We start from the raw sequence: 19,153 nt of genomic DNA on the forward strand, positions 1-19,153 counted from the left end.
TTGTTTGACAGATAACCGCAAGAATTGCCTTAATTATGGCGTTTCCGCGATTCAAAATGCCATCCCGCAATATCACCAAGACATCACCCACAACAATAATTAATACAATTATTAAACTTATAAAACTGCGAAATCCGCCAAGTAATTGCAATTAGCCATCGGTTAAACATTGCGATCAAGGCGAACTATTGCCCGTAAAAAAGTGACGAGCGTGCTGTATGCGACGCACGTCTTCACGCCCTATTTTCAACACACCGCTGTTCGGAGAAACCCCATGAATAAACGCAAGATGATCGGTGCGCAGTCGGCGTTCGCCCTGCTGGCGCTGGCCGTGTCCCACGCGCACGCGGCGACCAGCCCGGCGCTGAATGAAGGCATGGTCAGCCGTGCCGAAAAGGCGGCAGACAAGACCCTGGCGAAGATGACCACGGAAGAAAAACTCGCCTACATCGGCGGCATCGGTGGCTGGGATGTGAAGCCGCTGGGCCAGTACGGCGTGCCGCAGATTCACGGTGCCGATGGCGGCGTCGGCGTGCGTTACACCAGCGAAGGCAATGCCCAAGGCGTGGTGTACCCGTCCGGGCCGAACCTGGCGGCCAGCTGGAACCCGCGTCGCGCCATCGACCTGGGCCGCGCCCTGGGCTACGACACGGCCAGCGGCGGTTACCAGTTCGTCACCGGGCCTGGCGTGAACCTGTACCGCATGCCCTACAGCGGGCGGGCGTTCGAGTACCTGTCCGGCGAAGATCCGTTCCTTGGTGCCAGCCTTGGTCCGGCGTTGATCAACGGCATTCAGTCGCGCGGGGTGTGGGCCAACGCCAAGCACTACGCGGCCAACGACCAGGAAAGCAACCGCTTCCACCTCGACGAAATCATCAGCGAGCGCGTGTTGCGCGAGATGACCTTGCCGCCGTTCGAGTCCGCCTCGAAGAACAGCAAGGTGGCGATGATGATGTGCGCGTTCCAGAAGGTGAACGGCGAGTTCGCCTGCGAGAACTCACACCTGATCCACGACATCCTCAAGACCGAATGGGGCTACCCGGGCTTTGTGCAGAGTGACTACAACGCCGTGGTCAACGGCCTGCCCGCCGCCCAGGCCGGCACCGACCTGGACATGATGGGCTACCAGATGAACAGCACGGTGCTCAAGCCGTTCCTGGACAGCGGCGAGCTGAGCGGCGCGACCCTGGATGACAAGGTGCGGCGCATCCTCAAGCAGGTCTACCTGTACAAGTTCGACAGCAAGGCACCGCTGACCAACCACAACATGAACAGCGCCACCAGCAACCGCGTGGCCCTGAATGCCGCACGCGAAGGCATCGTGCTGCTGAAAAACCAGGCCAACCTGCTGCCACTGGACGCCAAGAAAGCCAAGCGCATCGCCGTGGTCGGCAACCTCGCCAAGTATGCACCGCCGACCGGTTTCGGCAGTGCCAACGTGATGGCGGCCAACTACATCAGCGAACTGAGCGGCTTGCAGCAATTGGCTCCGGGCGCCAAGGTCGAGTTTATCGACGGCCTGTCCCTGGACCCGAGCGCCTCGGTCTGGACCCACACCGACAGCGCCGGCAACCGCGTCAAGGGCTTGCAGACCGAGTTCTTCAGCAACACCAACTGGTCCGGCGACGCGGCTGCCAGCCGCACCGACACCCACGTTGATCTGGACTGGTCCACCGACAGCCTGCCGGTCAACGGCGACACCGCCGCCACCTCGATCCGCTACAGCGGCCAGGTCACGCCAACGGTCAGTGGCGAACAGGTGTTCAAGATCCGCGCCGACGGGGCCGTGCGCCTGTATGTCGACGGCAAGAAGATCCTCGACAACGGCGACGGCAAACCCCTGCCGAACAACAGCATCCCGCCGACCATTCCGGTGTTCGCCAAGGTCAACCTGCAAGCGGGCAAAGCGGTGGACATCAAGCTCGAATACTCGCGCCGCAACGGCTACCTCTCGACCATGGGCGGCCTGGTGGGCGTGCAGATGAGTTGGGCCTCGCTGGTGGCACCAAAGGATCTGGCGCAGTACGACGCGGTCCTGGTGGCGGCCGGCAACAGCAACGAATACGAGGGTGAAGGTTTCGACCACAGCTTCGATTTGCCGGAGTTCCAGAGCCAGTTGATCCAGAGCATCGCCAAGGTCAACCCGCACACCGTGGTGACCCTGCACGGCGGCACTGGCTTGAAGATGAGCGACTGGATCGACCAGGTGCCGGCGGCGCTGCATGCGTTCTACCCTGGGCAGAACGGCGGCCAGGCGTTGGCGGAGATCCTGCTGGGCAAGGTCAACCCGTCGGCCAAGCTGCCGATCAGCATCGAGCGCAACATCGAAGACAACCCGATCTACGCGACCTTCCCGAGATTCGACAACCAGGAAACCCTGGCCGAGATGAGCTACAAGGACGACCTGTTCCTCGGCTACCGCGGTTATGAGAAGAAAGGCATCAAGCCGCTGTACCCATTCGGCTATGGCTTGTCGTACACCACCTTCGGCTACAGCAACATCAGCGTGACCCCTGGCGTCGCGGTGGCAGGTGCGCCGATCAAGGTGTCGTTCGACCTGTCCAACACCGGCAAGGTCGCGGGGGCGGAAGTCGCCGAGCTGTACGTGGGCCAGAACCATCCGAAAGTCGAGCGAGCGCTCAAGGAGCTCAAGGGCTACAAGAAGGTGTTCTTGAAGCCGGGCGAGAGCAAGCGCGTGACCATCGAACTCAACGACCGCTCGCTGGCCTACTACGACGTCAAGAGCAAGCAATGGGTAGTGGATGCCGACAGCTTCAACCTGTCGGTGGGCGCGTCCTCCCAGGACATCCGCCTGAACGCCAAGCTGGTCAACCCGTTCCGCCAGGAACTGTCGACCACCACCAGCAACCCGCTGCCGCGCTCGGCGCTGAACTCGACACTGCGTGAATTGCCCCAGGTGAAGACCGGAGGGGTGCTGCATCAGAATGAAAATGATGACAGCGACACCAGTGCAGGCGACGGCTATGACATGAGCGACGACAGCGCACAAGGCAGCGCTGCCGCTAACTGATCCCTAAGCACGGTTGCTTTTTTGTGGGAGCGGGCTTGCTCGCGAATACGGAGTGCCCTTCACCGCATAAGGGGACTGACCCACCGCTTTCGCGAGCAAGCCCGCTCCCACATTTTGATCTCCATACATCAGCTGATATCAGGGCCTGATCGCGGCTTCGACACGGGCGATATAGCTATCGAAGCGCGCCACCAGGTCCACCTGCTCGGGAAACCGCAGCCACTGGATCTGCAAGCCATCCATCATGGCCAGGATTTCTTCCACCAGCCCGGCCAGATCCACGTCCTCGCGCACCTCCCCCATCGCCACCAGCTCGGCGAACTGCCCCTGCATGCGTTGGTGAATCGCCGTGTAGCGCGCCTGGAACCAACCCCACGCCGGGTGGGAATCCAACAGGCTCTCGGCATTCAAGATGGTAAACGCACGCACCACCCCCGGTGCCGTGGCATTCGAACGGTTGATCGCCCGCAAGCTGCCGAGCAAGCCGGACAACGATTTCTCCGCACGCACTTGATCGGCAATCCGCTGATTGACCTCGTCGCGTCGTTGCAATACGCCCATCAACAACGAGATCTTGCTGGGAAAGTGATGCAGCAAGCCGGCCACGGAGATACCGACGATCGCCGCCACCTGGGCCATCGAGGCACCGCTGTAGCCTTCCAGGGAAAACACCTGCAAGGCCGCGTCCAGCAGTTCTTCGCGACGTTTTTCGCCCTTGGGCGCGCGACGGGTCTTGGGCGTGGGTTCGGTCATGGCAGCGTCCTTGAGCTTTCCCGTTCGATCAGGCGGCAGTCCAACAGGTTCAACCGTTGTACCTCATCCTCCAGCGGCAGCACACCCAGGCTTTCCAGCACGCGGGTGGCGGCGAGTACACCGATCTCCAGCGCGGGTGGCTTGATGGTGCTGAGGCTCGGCAGCAGCATTTCGGCGAAGGGGTAGTCGCCAAACCCCAGCACGGCGCAGTCCTCGGGGATTCTCAGCCCGGCGCGTTGCCCCGCCAGCAAGCCTCCGGCGGCGAGGTTGTCATTGGCGAAGAAAATCCCATCGGGCGGCGTGGCGTGGCTCATCAGCACTTGCATTGCCTGCTTGCCCGCTTCGAACGGCGCAAGGCCGGCGTCGGGGGCGAAGGTCCAGGGCTGCACGCCCAGTTCGCTCAGCGTCGCAGCAAACCCCTCGCCCCGTTCCATCGCGCTGAAATCCCCCGCCACACTGTTGTGCACGAAGGCGATGCGCCGGTAGCCCTGGGCATGCAGGTAGCGCGCGGCCGTGACGCCCACCGCGTAGTGGGAAAAGCCGATCTGCAACGGCTCACGCTCGGGTACGTAGTCCCAGGTTTCCACCACCGGGATGTCGGCGTCGGCGATCATCTTTTCGGTGGTCGCGCTGTGGAAGCGGCTGGTCAACACCAGCGCTGCCGGCGACCAGCCGAGAAACGCGCGCACCGCGCTTTCTTCCTGTTCGGCGCTGAAGTAACTCGACGCCAGCAACAGCTGATACCCGTGGCGACTGAGGGTGTCGCTGAAGCCCTGAATCGTATTGGCAAAAATCGGCCCGGAGATGTTCGGGATCACCATCGCCACGATCCGCCCCCGCGCGGACGCCAGCCCGCCAGCGACCAGGTTGGGCACGTAACCCAACTCGGCCACCACCGCGGCAATGCGCTCGCGGCGCTCTGGCGAAACCTGCTCCGGCTGGTTGAAGTAACGCGACACGGTAATCGCCGACACCCCGGCCTGGCGCGCCACGGTGTTGAGGGTGACGCGTCCGGCGCCACGGCGTTTGCGCGGTTTGTCTTCGCTCACGGGGAAATCCTGCTAGAAACCAAAAGGCATATAGGACTAATTTTTCAGTATTTGACGTTCTAAACCAGCCCCACCAATAATGCCGATGTTAGCGCTAACAAAGCGCGTTGTCTGCTACTCGCTCGAGCGAATGCCAAAGACGAATTCACAGGCGCTGCAGGTTGCGCAACAGCAGCGGTTCAGGGCATTTTTTTTGAGCGGGCACAGCATGTATCACTTCCCACGGCATACCCATCTACTGTTTCTCGCAGGTCTTACGGCACTCCCGGTGCCCGGCGCCTTTGCGGCCGATGAGCAGGAACCGACGCTCAAATCCGTGACCGTCACCGCCACTCGCCGCGAAGAATCGCTGCAAAAAGTCCCGGTGGCGGTCTCGGTGCTGGACGGCGAGCAACTGGAGCGCGACAACCGCAACGGCGTGGCGAGCATCGCGCAACAGGTGCCGTCGCTGAACTTCCGCACCGGCGCGTCGAACAAGGACACCTCGCTGTTCGTGCGCGGCGTGGGCACCATCTCCACCTCCCCCGGCGTCGAGCCGACGGTGGCCACGGTGATCGACGGCGTGGTCTACGCCCGTCCCGGCCAGGCCACCCTCGACCTGCTCGACCTGGAACGCATCGAAGTACTGCGCGGGCCCCAAGGTACGCTGTTCGGCAAGAACGCCTCGGCCGGCGTACTCAACATCACCAGCAAGGCGCCGACCGCCGAGACCCACGGCTATATCGACCAGTCCTACTACAGCGGCAACGAAAGCCGCACCCGTTTCGGCATCGGCGGCAGCCTTGTCCCGGATGTGCTCAAGGGCTCGGTCAGCACCTTGTTCGGCAGCTATGACGGCAACGTCGACAACCAGCACAACGGCCAGGAGGTCAACGGCTACAACCACCAGGGCATTCGCGGCAAGTTGGAGTTCACCCCCAACGACGCCGTGAAACTGACCCTGATCGCCGACTACATGCAGTCCCACGACGATGCACCGAACGGCGTGGTCAGCAAGTCCCTGACCCCGGCGTTCGCCAACGCCCTGGGCCCGGTGCGCGCCTCCAGCGACAACCGCGACATCAACACCGACACCCGCAGCCATGTCGAAGACACCAACAAAGGCCTGTCGGCCCAACTGGACTGGAACCTCGGCGACTACACCCTGACCTCGATCACCGCCTGGCGCGGCTGGGACAACACCCAGTACCAGGATGGCGACCGTCTCGGCACGGTGACCGCCGCGTTCCCCGGCACCGCCGACAAGGGCCAACTGGAGTTCAACCAGTACTCCCAGGAGCTGCGCCTGGCCTCGCCCAAAGGTGAATTGCTGGAGTACGTCGGCGGCCTGTTCTACATGCACGGCAAGGATGAAGAAACCTACCAGCGCACGTTGACCACCACCACGCGCACCGACCGTGGCATTGCCGACTACAGCACCACCAACGACAGCTACGCGGTGTTCGGCGAGACCACGCTGAACTTCACCTCACGCTTTCGCGGCATCGCCGGCCTGCGCTACACCCACGACGAGCTGAAATACGATCACCGCCGCGTCTCCACCTCGGCCACCACGGTCAGCGGGATTCAACCGGCCACCTCCAGCTCCGGCTCGGTGGATGAAGACGGTTGGTCAGGGCGCCTGGGCGTGCAGTACGACATCAGCGATACCGTCACCAGCTACCTGACCTACTCGCGCGGCTACAAAGGCCCGGCCTACAACGTGTTCTTCAACATGCAACCGCGTGACACCGACGCGCTCAAGCCCGAGACCTCCAACACCTGGGAAGCCGGGATCAAGGCCAGCGCCTGGAACAACCGCCTGACCACCAACCTCGCGGTGTTCCACAGCGACTACGACAACTACCAGGCGAACTTCTTCGACACCGTCGCAGGCCAAGTGGTGACCCGTTTGATCAACGCCGGCAGCGTCAGCACCGAAGGCGTCGAGCTGGATTACGCCTTGCAGGCCACCCAGCAACTCAAGCTCTCCGGCGCCCTGGCCTATACCCGCGCGCGCATCGACGAGTTCGCCTGCCCGGCGGGTGCAGCGGCAACCTGCAACGTGAATGGCAAGCCACTGCCGTACAGCCCGGACTGGAAAAGCTACGTGCGCGCCGACTACAGCATCCCGCTGGATAACGGCCTCGACATCGAACTGGGCACCGACTACAGCTGGCAGAGCGAAGTGCAGTACGACATCAGCCAGAACGTCGACACCAAACAAGGCGCCTACGGCATCTGGAACGCCAGCGTCGCCCTGGCCGACTACAGCAACGGCTGGCGCGTCGCCCTGCTGGCAAAGAACCTCGCCGACAAGTCCTACTCGCCGATGCTCGCCAGCGGCGGCAACTACATCTACCGCGCCGTACCCCGTGACGATGAACGTTACTTCGGCGTGCAACTGCGCAAGGATTTCTAGCATGAGCCGTCAACTCAAACTCGGCGCTTTCCTCATGGCCACCGGGCACCACGTTGCCGCCTGGCGTCACCCGGATGTTCCGGCGAATGCCGGGCTGGATTTCGCCCAGTACAAACACCTGGCGCGGGTCGCCGAAGCGGCGAAGTTCGATGCGCTGTTCGTCGCCGACAGCGTGGCGGCGGCAACCGGCGCGATTGCCAGCCACATGGCGCGCTCGGATCATTTCGAGCCGCTGACCTTGCTCTCGGCGCTGAGCGCGGTGACCGAGCATATCGGCCTGATCGCGACGGCGACCACCACCTACAACGAGCCGTACCATGTGGCGCGCAAATTTGCCTCGCTGGATCACCTGTCCGGCGGGCGTGCGGGCTGGAACCTGGTGACCTCGGACGCCGCCGCCGAGGCGCAGAATTTCGGCCGCGACGAACACCTCGGCCACGCCGAGCGCTACAGCCGCGCCCGCGAGTTTCATCAGGTGGTGACCGGGTTGTGGGACAGCTGGGAAGACGACGCCTTCGGGCGCGACAAGGCCAGCGGCAACTACTACGACCCGGCCAAACTGCATGTACTGGAGCATGTGGGCGAACACTTCAGCGTCAAGGGCCCGCTGAACGTGGCCCGTTCGCCTCAAGGCCAGCCGGTGATCGTACAGGCCGGCTCTTCCGAGGCCGGTCGTGACCTGGCGGCGCAAACCGCCGAGGTGGTATTTACCGCGCAGACTTCGCTGGAAAATGCCCAGGGGTTTTATGCCGATCTCAAGGGGCGCCTGGCGCAATACGCACGTGAGGCCGACTCGCTGAAGATCATGCCCGGCGTGTTTGTGGTGGTCGGGCAGACCGAGGCCGAGGCGCAGGCCAAGTTCGAGGCGTTCCAGGCGTTGGTCGAGCCCGAAGTCGGCGTCGCATTGCTGGGGCGCATGCTCGGTAACTTCGACCTGTCCGGCTACCCGCTGGATGGCCCGCTGCCGGAGCTGCCACTGACCGACAGCGGGCAGCGCAGCCGCCAGCAGTTGCTCAGCGACCTGGCCTTGCGCGAAAACCTCACACTGGCCCAGTTGGGCCGACGGATCGCCGGTGGTCGCGGGCACTACAGCCTGATCGGCACCCCCACGCAGATCGCCGATGAGCTGCAACGCTGGTTCGAACAGGGCGCGGCGGATGGCTTCAATATCCTGGTGCCGCACCTGCCCGGTGGCCTCGAGGATTTCGCCCAGTGGGTGGTGCCCGAGCTGCAACGACGCGGCCTGTTCCGCAGCGAATACAGCGGCACGACCTTGCGGGAAAACCTCGGTTTGGCACGCCCTGAAAACCGTTTCAAAAAGGACCGCGCATGAAAATTCCCGCCCTGCTGCTGGCCTTGCTGGCCGTGACCCAGACCGCCCTGGCCGCCGACCCCGCCACCCTGCGCATCGGCTACCAGAAAGGCTCCATCGCCCTGGTGCTGGCCAAGGAACACGGCCTGCTGGAACAACGTTTCCCAGAGACCGCCGTGAAGTGGGTCGAATTCCCCGCCGGCCCGCAGATGCTTGAAGCGCTCAACGTTGGCGCACTGGATGTGGGCTCCACCGGAGACATCCCGCCGTTGTTCGCCCAGGCGGCGGGTGCCGATCTGGTCTATATCGGCGCTGAACCGCCCAAGCCCAGTGCGGAAACCATCCTGGTGCGAGACGACAGCCCGCTGCATTCGGTGGCGGACCTCAAGGGCAAGAAAGTCGCGTTCCAGAAAGGCTCCAGCTCCCACAACCTGATCCTGCGTGCACTGAACAAGGCCGGGCTGAGCTACAAGGACATCCAGCCGGTGTACCTGCCGCCGGCCGACGCGCGTGCCGCGTTCGAACAAGGCAGCGTGGATGCCTGGGCGATCTGGGAACCCTACTCGTCCCTGGCCCTGAGCCAGAGCCCGAGCCATGTGCTGGCCAACGGCGAGGGGCTGGGGTTGTCGGGGCCGGTGTATACCGCGCGGCGCGAGTATGCCAAGGCGAATGGCGCGTTCGTGCATGATTTATTGAATGAGCTCAGCGCCGCCGAAGCGCTGACACGCAGCCATCGCAAAGACAGTCTGAAAGTGCTGACCGGCTTTATGGGCCTGCCGGAGAACGTGATCGCGCGGTACATGGACAATCGCCCACCGTCACCGATCCTGCCGATTGACGAGAAGATCCTCCAGGCGCAGCAGGCGACGGCGGATCTGTTCTACCAGAACCACCTGTTGCCCAAATCCATCGACGTGAAAAAAGCCGTGGAGAACAACTGAAATCAACCTGTGGGAGTGGGCTTGCTCGCGAATGCGGTGGGTCAGCCAATACATGTTGTGACTGACACTCCGCTTTCGCGAGCAAGCCCGCTCCCACATTTTGATTGGTGTGCACCCGTTAGAAATCGACAGTGGCCGAGAGCAGGTAGGTGCGCGGTGTCGCCAATGTCAGGCCTGGCTCGCTGTCGTCCGATGCACCGGCCGAGCTCCAGTAGCGTTTATCCGCGACGTTTTCCACGTTTGCGCGCAGGGTCACGTGTTTGTCGTCCACTTTGAAGGCATACCGCGCGCCCACGTCGATGCGGTTCCAGGCGTCGATTTCCTTGACGTTGGATTGGTCCAGGTACTGCGAGCTGGAGTGGATGCCGCGGCTGGTCAGGGTCAAGCCTTCCAGGCCCGGCACATCCCACTCGGCGCCAAGGTTGACGTTGTATTTGGGGGTGGCCGGGGCGCGGTTGCCGTCCCAGGCGCCGTTGGTGGTGTCTTTGAGTTTGCTGTCGATATACATCACGCCGCCAAGCAAACGCACACCCTTGAGCGGTTCGCCGAACACACTCAGTTCTGCACCGGTGTTCTCGCGCTTGCCGTTGGGCCCGAACAGCCGCGTGGTGGCGTTGGTTTCATAGGCCGGTTGCTTGATGCGGAACACCGCTGCCGTCACGGCGACGGCACCGGCGTCGTATTTGGCTCCGACTTCAACCTGGCGGCTGATAAACGGCGGGAAGATATCGTCGCTGTTGCGCGATGTGGTCGGCGCGATCTTGCCCTGGCTCAGGCCTTCCATGTAGTTGGCGTACAGCGACAGCCGGTCGGTGGCCTTGAACAGTAGGCCGCCGGAGGGCGAGACCTTTTCTTCGTCGTAGCCGGTCTTGCCTTTGACGCCGTTGCTCCAGTCAGTCACCTTGACCCGCTGCCAGCGTGCGCCGAGGGTCAGCAGCAGGCGGTCGTCAAAGAAGCCCAGGGTGTCGGACAAGGCCACGCCGCTGAATTTGTTCTCGGTATAGACCTTGGCGTCCTGGCGCGTGGCCGTGGACGGTGTCGGGGTTTGCACCGGGTTGTAGAGGTTGCTGGAGGCCGTCGCGTACCGCGCGCCGCCGTTGGTGAAATCCATGTCGAAGTAGCTGGCGGCCAGGTTGACCTCATGGCTCACCGGCCCGGTATGGAACCAGTTGCGCACGCCCGCCGTGTAGGTGCGCACATTTTCATCGCGGGTGAAGTCACGGGGCAGCACGCTGAAATCGCCGGCGGCGTTAGTGACGGAGACCGCGTGACGCAGGAAGTCATGGTTGCTTTTACGCGCACCGAAGCCACCGTAGAGCATCACGTTGTCGCTGAGGTCGTACTCGCCGTTGACCGTGCCAAAGGTGTCGTTGGTGCGCGCCTTGCTCCAGGATTGCGCATAGTTGCGGCGCACATCGTTGGCGCTGGGCACCGGCGCGGCGGCGGCGACTTGCACGCGTTCCTGAGGGGCGTCGGTGTCGCGCTCGGTGTGGCCGATGTCGGTGGAAAGGCGCAGGCGCTCGCCACGGAAATCCAGGCCGAGCACGGCCATTTCACGGTCGACGCTCTGGTGATCCCATTCGGTGTCGCCGGACTGCTTCACGCCGTTGAAGCGGATGCCGAACTTGTTGTCCTCGCCAAACCTCCGGCCCACATCCACTGCACCGCCCGCCTGGCTTTCGGAAGCCCAGGTGCCGGTGAACGAGGTGATGTCCTTGTCGGTGGCGCGCTTGGGCACTACGTTGATCCCGCCGCCCACGCTGCCACGGGGCGAGATGCCGTTGATCAACTGGGTCGGGCCTTTGAAGATGTCGACGCGGTCGGCCATTTCCATATCAATGCTGTAGGTCGGCAGCACGCCGTACAGGCCGTTATAGGACACATCACTGTTGAACAGGCTGAAGCCGCGGATGGTGAATTGCTCGTAGCGCCCACCGGCCGGGTTGGTGGCGCGTACCGATGGGTCGCTGGCGATCAGTTCGCCCAGGGTGCGTGCTTGCTGGTTCTTCACCGCGTCGGCGGTGTAGGTGGTGATGCTGAACGGGGTTTCCATGAAGTCCCGCGTACCGAGGATGCCCTGGGCGCCACGCCGCGCCACTTGGCCACCGGCGTAGGTGTCGCCGTCGTACAGGCCGGTGGTGCCGAGGATCGAGGTCGGGGCCAGTTCCAGGCTGCTGCCATCCGGTGCCGGGATGAGCATGTAGGCTGAATCGCCGACGGGTTGCAGTTGCAGGCCGGAACCTTGCAGCAGGCGTGCGAAGCCCTCCTCCACGGCAAACTCGCCGGACAAACCACTGCTGCTGCGCCCGCTGACGAGTGCCGGGTCCACCGACAGGTTGACCCCCGCCAGCCCGGCAAACCGGGTGAGCGCCGCGCTCAGGCTACCGGCGGGTACCTGGTAACTGCGGCGGGCGTCGTCGGCGTAGCTGACAGTGGCGAATAGCGGGCCGGCGCTGAGGCTCAGCAGCAGGCTCAGGTTGAGCAAGGGGCGGACTACGGGCATTGAAGGAAGCTCTCGATGATGTGCACTTACCTCAAATGACCGGTGACGCGAAAAAAAGGGACAGACTATTTCAATTATTTTTCATCCCGCGCCAAATACCTCGCTGTGTTAGCGCGCCCTATGTAGTGAGCGGGCTTGCCCCGCGCTGGGGGGCGAAGCCGCCCCAAATCCAGGCGCCTCGGTCTTTCTGATACACCGCGGTGCCTGGGTTTAGGGCGGCTTCGCCCCCCAGCGCGGGGCAAGCCCGCTCACTACAAGGTCGTCAGGGGGCACCAGAGACCGATTTGGGGCGGCTTCGCCACCCAGCGCGGGCAAGCCCGCTCACTACAGGTCGTCGGGGGTCACCAGAGGGCGATATGGGAGTCGGCCCTCGGCTCGGTGCCACCGCATAGCACGCCGCTGACCGGATCACGCAGGATGATCTGCCCGCGCCCGTAATCGGTGAGGTCGCTGGCGATCTGCACCTGATGCCCCCGCCGCGCCAGGGCATTGGCCAGGTCGCGGGAAGCGCCCTGCTCGATACCGACCTTCATGCCGCCCAACCATTGCCAGCGCGGCGCATCCAGCGCCGCTTGCGGGTTGAGGCCGAAGTCCAGCAGGTTCATCACCATCTGCACATGCCCCTGGGGCTGCATGTAGCCGCCCATCACGCCAAACGGCCCGAGAGCTTCGCCGTCTTTGGTGAGGAAGCCGGGGATGATGGTGTGGAAAGTTTTTTTGCCCGGTGCCAGGCAGTTGGCGTGGGTCGGGTCGAGGCTGAATTCCTGCCCACGGTTCTGCAACGCGATGCCGCTGTCGGGCAGTACCACGCCGGAGCCGAAGCCGTGGTAGTTGCTTTGGATGAACGAGACCATGTTGCCTTCGGCATCCGCCGTGGCCAGGTACACCGTACCACTGGCGTGGGGATCGCCCGGCGTGGGCGGCTGGGCGTGTGCGCTAATCTGGGCACGGCGGCGGCGGCTGTAGTCGTCGCTGAGCAGATCCGCAACGGCCACGCGCATGTGCAGGGGGTCGGTGATGTAGTGCAAGCCGTCGCTGTAGGCGAGTTTCATCGCCTCCAGCTGGCGGTGCCAGGTCTGCTGGCTGTCGCGGTGATCGAAGCTGAAGCCTTCAAGGATTTTCAGCGCCATCAAGGCGACCAGGCCCTGGCCGCTGGGGGGGATTTCCCAGACGTCGACGCCGCGATAGTTGATGTGGATCGGTTCGACCCACTGGGCGCGGTAGTCTTGCAGATCCGTGGCGCGCAGGTAGCCGCCCGTGGCCCTGGAATGCGCATCGAGACGTGCAGCCAAGGCGCCGCGATACAGGCTTTCGCAACGGCTGGCGGCGAGTTCCTCAAGGGTACGCGCCTGGGCCGGGTTGTGGAAAATCTCCCCCGCCCGGGGTGCGCGGCCATCGATCAGGAAAGTGTCGAACCAGGCGTCCAGCACTGCGTCGCGATGGGGGCTGAATTCGTCCAGCGCGCTCTGCCATTGCTGGGCGACCACCGGCGACAGCGGGAAACCGTCACGCGCCAGGCGAATGGCCGGTTGCAGCAACGCGGCAAACGCCAGCTTGCCGAAGCGTTGTGACAGCTCGGCCCAGGCCGACGGGCAACCGGGTACGGTGACCGGGGTCCAGCCGTACAACGGCATTTGTTCGTGCCCTGCCGCCTTGACCGCCTCGACACTCAAGGCCGCCGGCGCATGGCCGTTGCCGTTCAGGCCGTGCAACTGGCCCTTGCACCACACCAATGCAAACGCATCGCCGCCCAGGCCGCAGCCGGTGGGTTCAACCACGGTCAACGCCGCCGCCGTGGCAATCGCCGCGTCGATGGCATTGCCCCCCTGTTGCATGATTTCGATACCGGCCTGGGCCGCCAGCGGCTGGGAGGCAGCGACCATGCCGCGCCTGGCGAACACACTCTGGCGTTGCGACGGATAGGGGTACTCGTGAGCAGAAAATTTCAACATGGCAAAGGCTCTTCCACACAAGGTTTGAAGTCATAACACGCGGCTGAGAAACGCTTGGGTCCGCGGGTGGCTGGGGTGGCTGAAAATCTGTTCCGGCGGCCCCTGTTCGATCAGTTCGCCCTGGTCGAGCACCACCACGCGGTCGGCCACTTCACGGGCAAATCCCATTTCATGGGTGACCACCACCATGGTCATGCCCTCCTCGGCCAACTCCTTCATCACTTGCAGCACTTCGCCGACGGTTTCCGGGTCGAGGGCGCTGGTGGGCTCGTCGAACAGCATGGCCTGGGGTTTCATCGCCAGCGCACGGGCAATCGCCACGCGTTGTTGCTGGCCGCCGGAAAGCATCGACGGGTAGTGACTGGCCTTGTCCGCCAGGCCGACCCGCGCCAGCAAGCCACGGGCCTGTTCGAGGGCTTCGGCACGCGGTGTGCCGAGCACGTGAATCGGCGCTTCGATGATGTTTTCCAGCGCGGTCATGTGCGGGAACAGGTTGAAGCGCTGGAACACCATGCCGATGTCGCGGCGCTGGCGGGCGATGTTGCGTTCTGAGTCGCGCACCAGGCTGCCGTCGCTGCGTTCGCGATAGCCCATGGCGCGGCCGTTGACGCGGATGCGTCCGCCCTGGATGTCTTCGAGCAGGTTGATGCAGCGGATAAAGGTGGTCTTGCCCGAGCCCGAGGCGCCGATCAACACCACCACTTCACCGCGCCGCACGTTCAAGGAGATGCCCTTGAGGATCTGCAGGTCGCCGAACGACTTGTGCAGGTCCTGGGCTTCGATGATCAGTTCTTCACTTTTATGCGCCATGGTCAACGTCCCCTCAGCAGTTTCAAGGTGCTGCGCCCGAACATGCGGCTGGACGCGGGCGGTGGCCCGGATGGCCGGTCGGACTGGCCGAAGCGCGCCTCCAGCCAGCGCTGGAAGAAGCCCCACAGGGTGGTGAGCATCAGGAAGTAGATAGCGACCACCAGGTACAACTCGAACACACGGAACGTCGCCGAGGTGACCATCTGCGTACTGAGCAGCAACTCTTGCACGCCGATCACGCTGACCAGGGTGGTGTTCTTGAGCATCACGTTGAACTCGTTGCCCAGGGGCGGCACGATCACGCGGAACGCCTGGGGCAGCACGATGCGCCGCATCAACTTGGCAAAGCCCATGCCCAGGGAACGCCCGGCTTCGTACTGGCCCTTGTCCACCGCACCGATGCCGGCACGGATGATCTCGGCCATGTACGCACCTTCGTTGAGGCCCAGGGCAATGATGGCCGCCTGGATATTGCCGGGCACGATCAGGCCGAACAGCTCGATGTCTTCGAAGCGGAATAGCCCGCCCGCCGCCAGCGCCGTATACAGAAACACGATCTGCACCAGCAGTGGCGTGCCGCGCATCAGCCACACATAAAAGCGCACCGGCAGGTGCAGCAGCGGGTTCCTCGACAGCCGCAACAGCGCCGCCGCCAACCCCAGCACGCAGCCCAGCAGCATGGCCAACACGCTGATCAGGCAGGTCAGCCAGAGCCCGGTGAGGTACACCCCACTGGGCTGCAACAGGTACTGCCAGAACACATCCCAATTGAAGTTCATGGTGGCAAACCTCAGTCGAGTGTGTCGCTGCTGACATGCCATTTGTTCAGCAATTGCGTGTAGCTGCCGTCGCTGCGCATGTCGCTGATCACCTGCTGCACGGCGGCGGTGAGCTGTGGATCGTCCTTGCGCATGCCCAGGCCGGTGAGGATGCGACTGAACGCCGGCACGCCTTCCTGGAACAGGTCGGGGGCCATCGCCGCGTAGTAGCCGGCGGTTTCCACGGTGGTGCCGTAGGCGTCGACCTGATTGATGCGCAAGGCCTGGAACGCATCGGTGTCGGTGTTGTACACCACCAGCTTCATCGGCGGCTTGCCGGCCTTGGTCAGGTTGTCGTTTTGCGTGTCGAGCAGGGTCTTGATGGTGGAACCGTTGAGCACCGCAACCTTGTGCGCCGACAAGTCATCCAGGGTCTTGATGCCCTTGGGGTTGCCCTTGGGCACCACCACCGACTGGCTGGAATACATGTAGTTGACGATGTCGATCACTTGGCGCCGCTCGGGCTTGTCGAACAGTTGGTCGACGATCATGTCGCACTGCTGGGCGAGCAACGCCGGCACCAGGCCGGAGAACGGGATCACGCGCCACTGCACCTGTTTGTCGCCCAGGCGCCTGGCGATTTCCAGGCCCAGGTCAACGGTCAACCCGCGCGGTTTCTGCGTTTCATCGAAGGACACCAGGGGCGGTGAATCCATCCCCGAGCAGTAGGTGAGTTTGTCGACTTTCTGCAAGCGCTCCGGCACCTGGGGCGCGGCAACGGCCCATGGTGTGCAGAGCCCGAGGGAGAGAGCCACCAGCAAGGCGCGGCGTTTATGCATGACCAGACACTCCAGTTCGTTGAATAACGGGGCAGGACTCAAAGTCAAAACATGGGCGGGCTTGGGCCCGCCTCTGATTATTGTTCCGATTGCAAAAACTGGATCAGCGCCGGCATGGTGCCTTCGATGTGCTCGCGCACCACGGCTTCGGCGCGGGCGGCGTCACCGGCGCGGATGGCCGCGAGGATCACCGCGTGTTCCTGGCGGGCGCTGAGGGGTTTGTCGCCGTGTTGCAACCACAGGCGCATGGGGGCTTCCACCAGCGAATAGAGCGCCGAAATCTGCTTCATCAAGCGCGGGCGACCGCTGAGGCTGCACAGGTATTCGTGGAAGGCGCGGTGGCGACTGACCCAGGCGGCGCTTTCGTCGCGGTAGTCGTCCATCTCGTCGAGCATGCGCTCCAGGGCGGCCAGTTGGCGTTCGCCGATACGGCCGACCGCGACACGCACTGCCAGGCCTTCGAGGGCGCTGCGCATTTCGAAGACTTCGTGCAATTCATCGATGTCCAGGCCGCTGACGATCGCGCCACGGTTGGGGCGCAGGGTCACCAGGCCCTGGGCATCCAGGCGGCGGAACGCTTCACGCACCGGCATGCGGCTCATGCCGATTTCACTGGCGATGTCCTCGGCGATCAGCCGGTCGCCCTTGCGGTAGCGGCCACCGCAAATGGCATCGAGCAGAAAGTTGTAGGCCTCCTCCTCGGCGGTGAGGGGTTGGCGGTCTACGTAAGCGGGGGCAAATTGCATCGGCAGCACCTTTTGAATTTTTGTATCCAATTATCCACGGATGCAAAAAAGCAGAATATGTGCCAACTGCTGTGTAGCCGGATTAAGTCACTGATTTAAAGAAAGTAACCGGCATGCTCGGCTTTCGGACATGCAGGCAAGGAAGGCGGGTTGTGCTACCGAATAGCCCAGCGGCTGCCCCAATACTGTGCCGAACGGTAGCGTTGTCGGGGCCGGTACACACCCAATGCGGGAGCGGGCAAGCAGATTTTCCAGTTCTCCATGGGGCAGACGTTTTGAGCGGGGGTTTATGTAGTTTTCTTCATCAATTGAATTATCCGAGCCCCCTAAGATCCGACCCTATACACATTTTTACTTTATTGCATGGTTGGGTCCGATGAAACCGATGTCCCTCGTCGACACCACGCCTGCCCGCGACAGTCAGCAGGCTTTGTATGCAGCAGCGTCGGGATCACGGCGATCCCAGCTGACCCTGCACGATTTTGACGCCTGTCGAAACACCCGCACCGGGCCTGTGTTCATCATCGCGTCCGGCATGTCGGCCAAGTCGTTTCCACTCGAACAGTTTGCCCACGTGCCGATGATCACGATGAATGGCGCTATTTCGATGTTTATGGATACCGGCGTTAAACCGTGTTTTTACGCCTGCACCGACAAGAGCTTTTCCGAGCAACAGCCGGAGTTGTTCAAGTACGCGATGGCTGTCAGCCAGAACGTGGCACTTTGGGAAGATCACGCACGTTCGTCGGGCATTCGTCCTACCGGACGGGTGTATCCGCTATCCAAGGCAAAACGCCCGTCCTGGCTCGACGCTGTTCTGGGCAAGCATGAGGCGCTGGTCGCCAATCATGCGTTGCCGGGATTTCGCCAGCGGCCTGTTGGGTTCAGCAAGGACATGAGCGAGGGCTTCTTTGACGCACGCACCGTGGCCTACCTGGCCTTGCAACTGGCCTATCATCTCGGGTTTTCCAAGGTGTTTTTGGTGGGGGTGGATCTGAACGAGAAATCGGGAAGGTTTTACGAAAAGCGGGAGGGCATCAACTCCCCTTGCGGGCTGGACCAGCACTATCACACGCGGATATTGCCGTCGTTTGAGTTGATGTCCGAGAAGGTCGTCGGGGATGGGTTCAGGGTTTATAACCTTTCGGATTGTTCGAGGATTCCGGAGGCAGTGGTGCCGCGAGTGACGTTGGCGCAAGCACAGGCGTTGCTTGGATAACTGATGCCGGTTGGGCAGGCCGGCAATGCCTAGCAGCATTCGACCAACAACTGCGCCTTTACGTATCGCCCGAGCAAGGTCGGCGCCACTCATCACGGGCATGTGGCAGTCGGTAATTTGCAAAGTAGCAATGTGACTTTAAGTAAGCCTAATGGCGCTCACCAAGCCAAACCAGCGACTGCGCCGCGACCTGAAGGCCATCGACTTCAACCTTGAGCAGTCCTGTGTCGACCTGGATAGGTTGGCCAGCCTACTCAGCGATGCCAATGCCATAGCCCTGATGGGTTTGGTGGGCACGCTCTATGAGGAAGCCGACAGGCTGGTGGGTTATGCGGCTGAGGTGAAGGCGGGAAGGATTGTGAGGACCAAAGATGCGCCATCTGTCACAGCATAAGATTCGCGACTGCTACAAGCCTGGGTGTACAGCCCGGCCCTGCCCCGGGCTTCTTGTATCTGGCGATCCCCGACCCTGCTAAGGTGGCGCCCTCAGATCGCAATGGAAGCATCGAAGAATGGATTCATGGAAGACTCTGGCAATTGCCCTCTTGGTGTCTATCAGCACACCGGCCGTATCAGGTGATGGCGCCAACCCTATCGCTGCCGCGATATTTCTCACAATCTCCGCGCCGACCATTTTAATTGGCGCGACCACATCTCTCACGACCGAGCCGCCGAAGATCTTCAAGTCAGCCAAGACCGACGCCCTGGCATTCATTGGTTCAGACGGCGAGATTCGTGGCGCAGAGTTTGAGCAGGCATCCAGATACTACCATTCGACCTATCCTTCTCCGCTCATGTCAGACATGCAGCTGGCCCAATCGATAGCTACATCATTCTGA

At 62.7% G+C, this 19,153-nt stretch carries 15 protein-coding genes; 7 read left to right on the forward strand and 8 right to left on the reverse strand.

The window, feature by feature from the left end:
* Window positions 1–274 precede the first annotated feature (274 nt).
* Complete coding sequence (locus IB241_RS02345) at window positions 275–3,031, forward strand: beta-glucosidase (RefSeq protein ID WP_192296792.1); 2,757 nt, start codon at window positions 275–277, stop codon at window positions 3,029–3,031.
* 138 nt (window positions 3,032–3,169) lie between these two features.
* On the opposite strand, the gene IB241_RS02350 is transcribed toward IB241_RS02345, so the two are convergent.
* Window positions 3,170–3,784, reverse strand: coding sequence for a TetR/AcrR family transcriptional regulator (locus IB241_RS02350; protein WP_192296793.1), 615 nt, complete (start codon window positions 3,782–3,784; stop codon window positions 3,170–3,172).
* On the reverse strand, window positions 3,781–4,833 hold the full coding sequence (locus tag IB241_RS02355; protein WP_192296794.1) for a LacI family DNA-binding transcriptional regulator: 1,053 nt from the start codon (window positions 4,831–4,833) through the stop codon (window positions 3,781–3,783). The genes IB241_RS02350 and IB241_RS02355 overlap by 4 nt, the downstream gene beginning before the upstream one ends.
* Window positions 4,834–5,041: 208 nt before the next feature.
* Here IB241_RS02355 and IB241_RS02360 point away from each other — a divergent pair, with 208 nt between their 5' ends.
* Genes IB241_RS02360 through IB241_RS02370 form a run of 3 tightly spaced genes read left to right on the forward strand, consistent with a single transcriptional unit; the run spans window position 5,042 to window position 9,487 of the window.
* Window positions 5,042–7,234, forward strand: coding sequence for a TonB-dependent receptor (locus tag IB241_RS02360; RefSeq protein ID WP_192296795.1), 2,193 nt, complete (start codon window positions 5,042–5,044; stop codon window positions 7,232–7,234).
* A 1-nt stretch (window position 7,235) separates the two neighbouring features.
* The gene (locus IB241_RS02365) at window positions 7,236–8,567 is read left to right on the forward strand and encodes an LLM class flavin-dependent oxidoreductase (protein ID WP_192296796.1); all 1,332 of its coding nucleotides are present in this window, start codon (window positions 7,236–7,238) and stop codon (window positions 8,565–8,567) included.
* A complete protein-coding gene (locus tag IB241_RS02370) occupies window positions 8,564–9,487 on the forward strand; it encodes a sulfonate ABC transporter substrate-binding protein (RefSeq protein WP_192296797.1) in 924 nt (307 codons plus the stop codon). The genes IB241_RS02365 and IB241_RS02370 overlap by 4 nt, the downstream gene beginning before the upstream one ends.
* A gap of 118 nt (window positions 9,488–9,605) precedes the next feature.
* Here the strand turns inward: IB241_RS02370 and IB241_RS02375 are convergent, their stop codons facing one another.
* From IB241_RS02375 to IB241_RS02400, 6 genes are all read right to left on the reverse strand, one after another.
* A complete protein-coding gene (locus IB241_RS02375; protein WP_192296798.1) occupies window positions 9,606–11,990 on the reverse strand; it encodes a TonB-dependent receptor in 2,385 nt (794 codons plus the stop codon).
* A gap of 341 nt (window positions 11,991–12,331) precedes the next feature.
* Window positions 12,332–13,942: a gamma-glutamyltransferase family protein gene (locus tag IB241_RS02380; RefSeq protein ID WP_192296799.1), complete on the reverse strand. Its 1,611-nt coding sequence runs from the start codon at window positions 13,940–13,942 to the stop codon at window positions 12,332–12,334.
* Window positions 13,943–13,972: 30 nt separating this feature from the next.
* Window positions 13,973–14,752, reverse strand: a complete 780-nt coding sequence (locus tag IB241_RS02385) for an amino acid ABC transporter ATP-binding protein (protein WP_192296800.1) — start codon at window positions 14,750–14,752, stop codon at window positions 13,973–13,975.
* 2 nt (window positions 14,753–14,754) lie between these two features.
* Complete coding sequence (locus tag IB241_RS02390; protein ID WP_192296801.1) at window positions 14,755–15,531, reverse strand: amino acid ABC transporter permease; 777 nt, start codon at window positions 15,529–15,531, stop codon at window positions 14,755–14,757.
* Between the two features lie 11 nt (window positions 15,532–15,542).
* Window positions 15,543–16,349 (reverse strand): ABC transporter substrate-binding protein, encoded by an 807-nt coding sequence (locus tag IB241_RS02395; protein WP_192296802.1) that lies wholly within the window; start codon window positions 16,347–16,349, stop codon window positions 15,543–15,545.
* A gap of 77 nt (window positions 16,350–16,426) precedes the next feature.
* Window positions 16,427–17,095 carry a GntR family transcriptional regulator gene (locus IB241_RS02400; protein ID WP_192296803.1) on the reverse strand — a complete coding sequence of 223 codons (669 nt, stop codon included), beginning with the start codon at window positions 17,093–17,095 and terminating at the stop codon, window positions 16,427–16,429.
* A 376-nt stretch (window positions 17,096–17,471) separates the two neighbouring features.
* Here IB241_RS02400 and IB241_RS02405 point away from each other — a divergent pair, with 376 nt between their 5' ends.
* The 3 genes from IB241_RS02405 to IB241_RS02415 all read left to right on the forward strand — a co-directional run bounded on the left by IB241_RS02405 (window position 17,472) and on the right by IB241_RS02415 (window position 19,153).
* A complete protein-coding gene (locus tag IB241_RS02405; RefSeq protein WP_225595207.1) occupies window positions 17,472–18,314 on the forward strand; it encodes a lipopolysaccharide biosynthesis protein in 843 nt (280 codons plus the stop codon).
* Window positions 18,315–18,465: 151 nt separating this feature from the next.
* Complete coding sequence (locus IB241_RS02410) at window positions 18,466–18,708, forward strand: hypothetical protein (RefSeq protein WP_192296804.1); 243 nt, start codon at window positions 18,466–18,468, stop codon at window positions 18,706–18,708.
* Window positions 18,709–18,826: 118 nt separating this feature from the next.
* Entirely contained in the window at window positions 18,827–19,153 is a 327-nt protein-coding gene (locus tag IB241_RS02415; protein WP_192296805.1) for a DUF2388 domain-containing protein, read from the forward strand.

The sequence above is a fragment of the Pseudomonas sp. PDM05 genome (assembly GCF_014851685.1).
Classification (GTDB): domain Bacteria; phylum Pseudomonadota; class Gammaproteobacteria; order Pseudomonadales; family Pseudomonadaceae; genus Aquipseudomonas.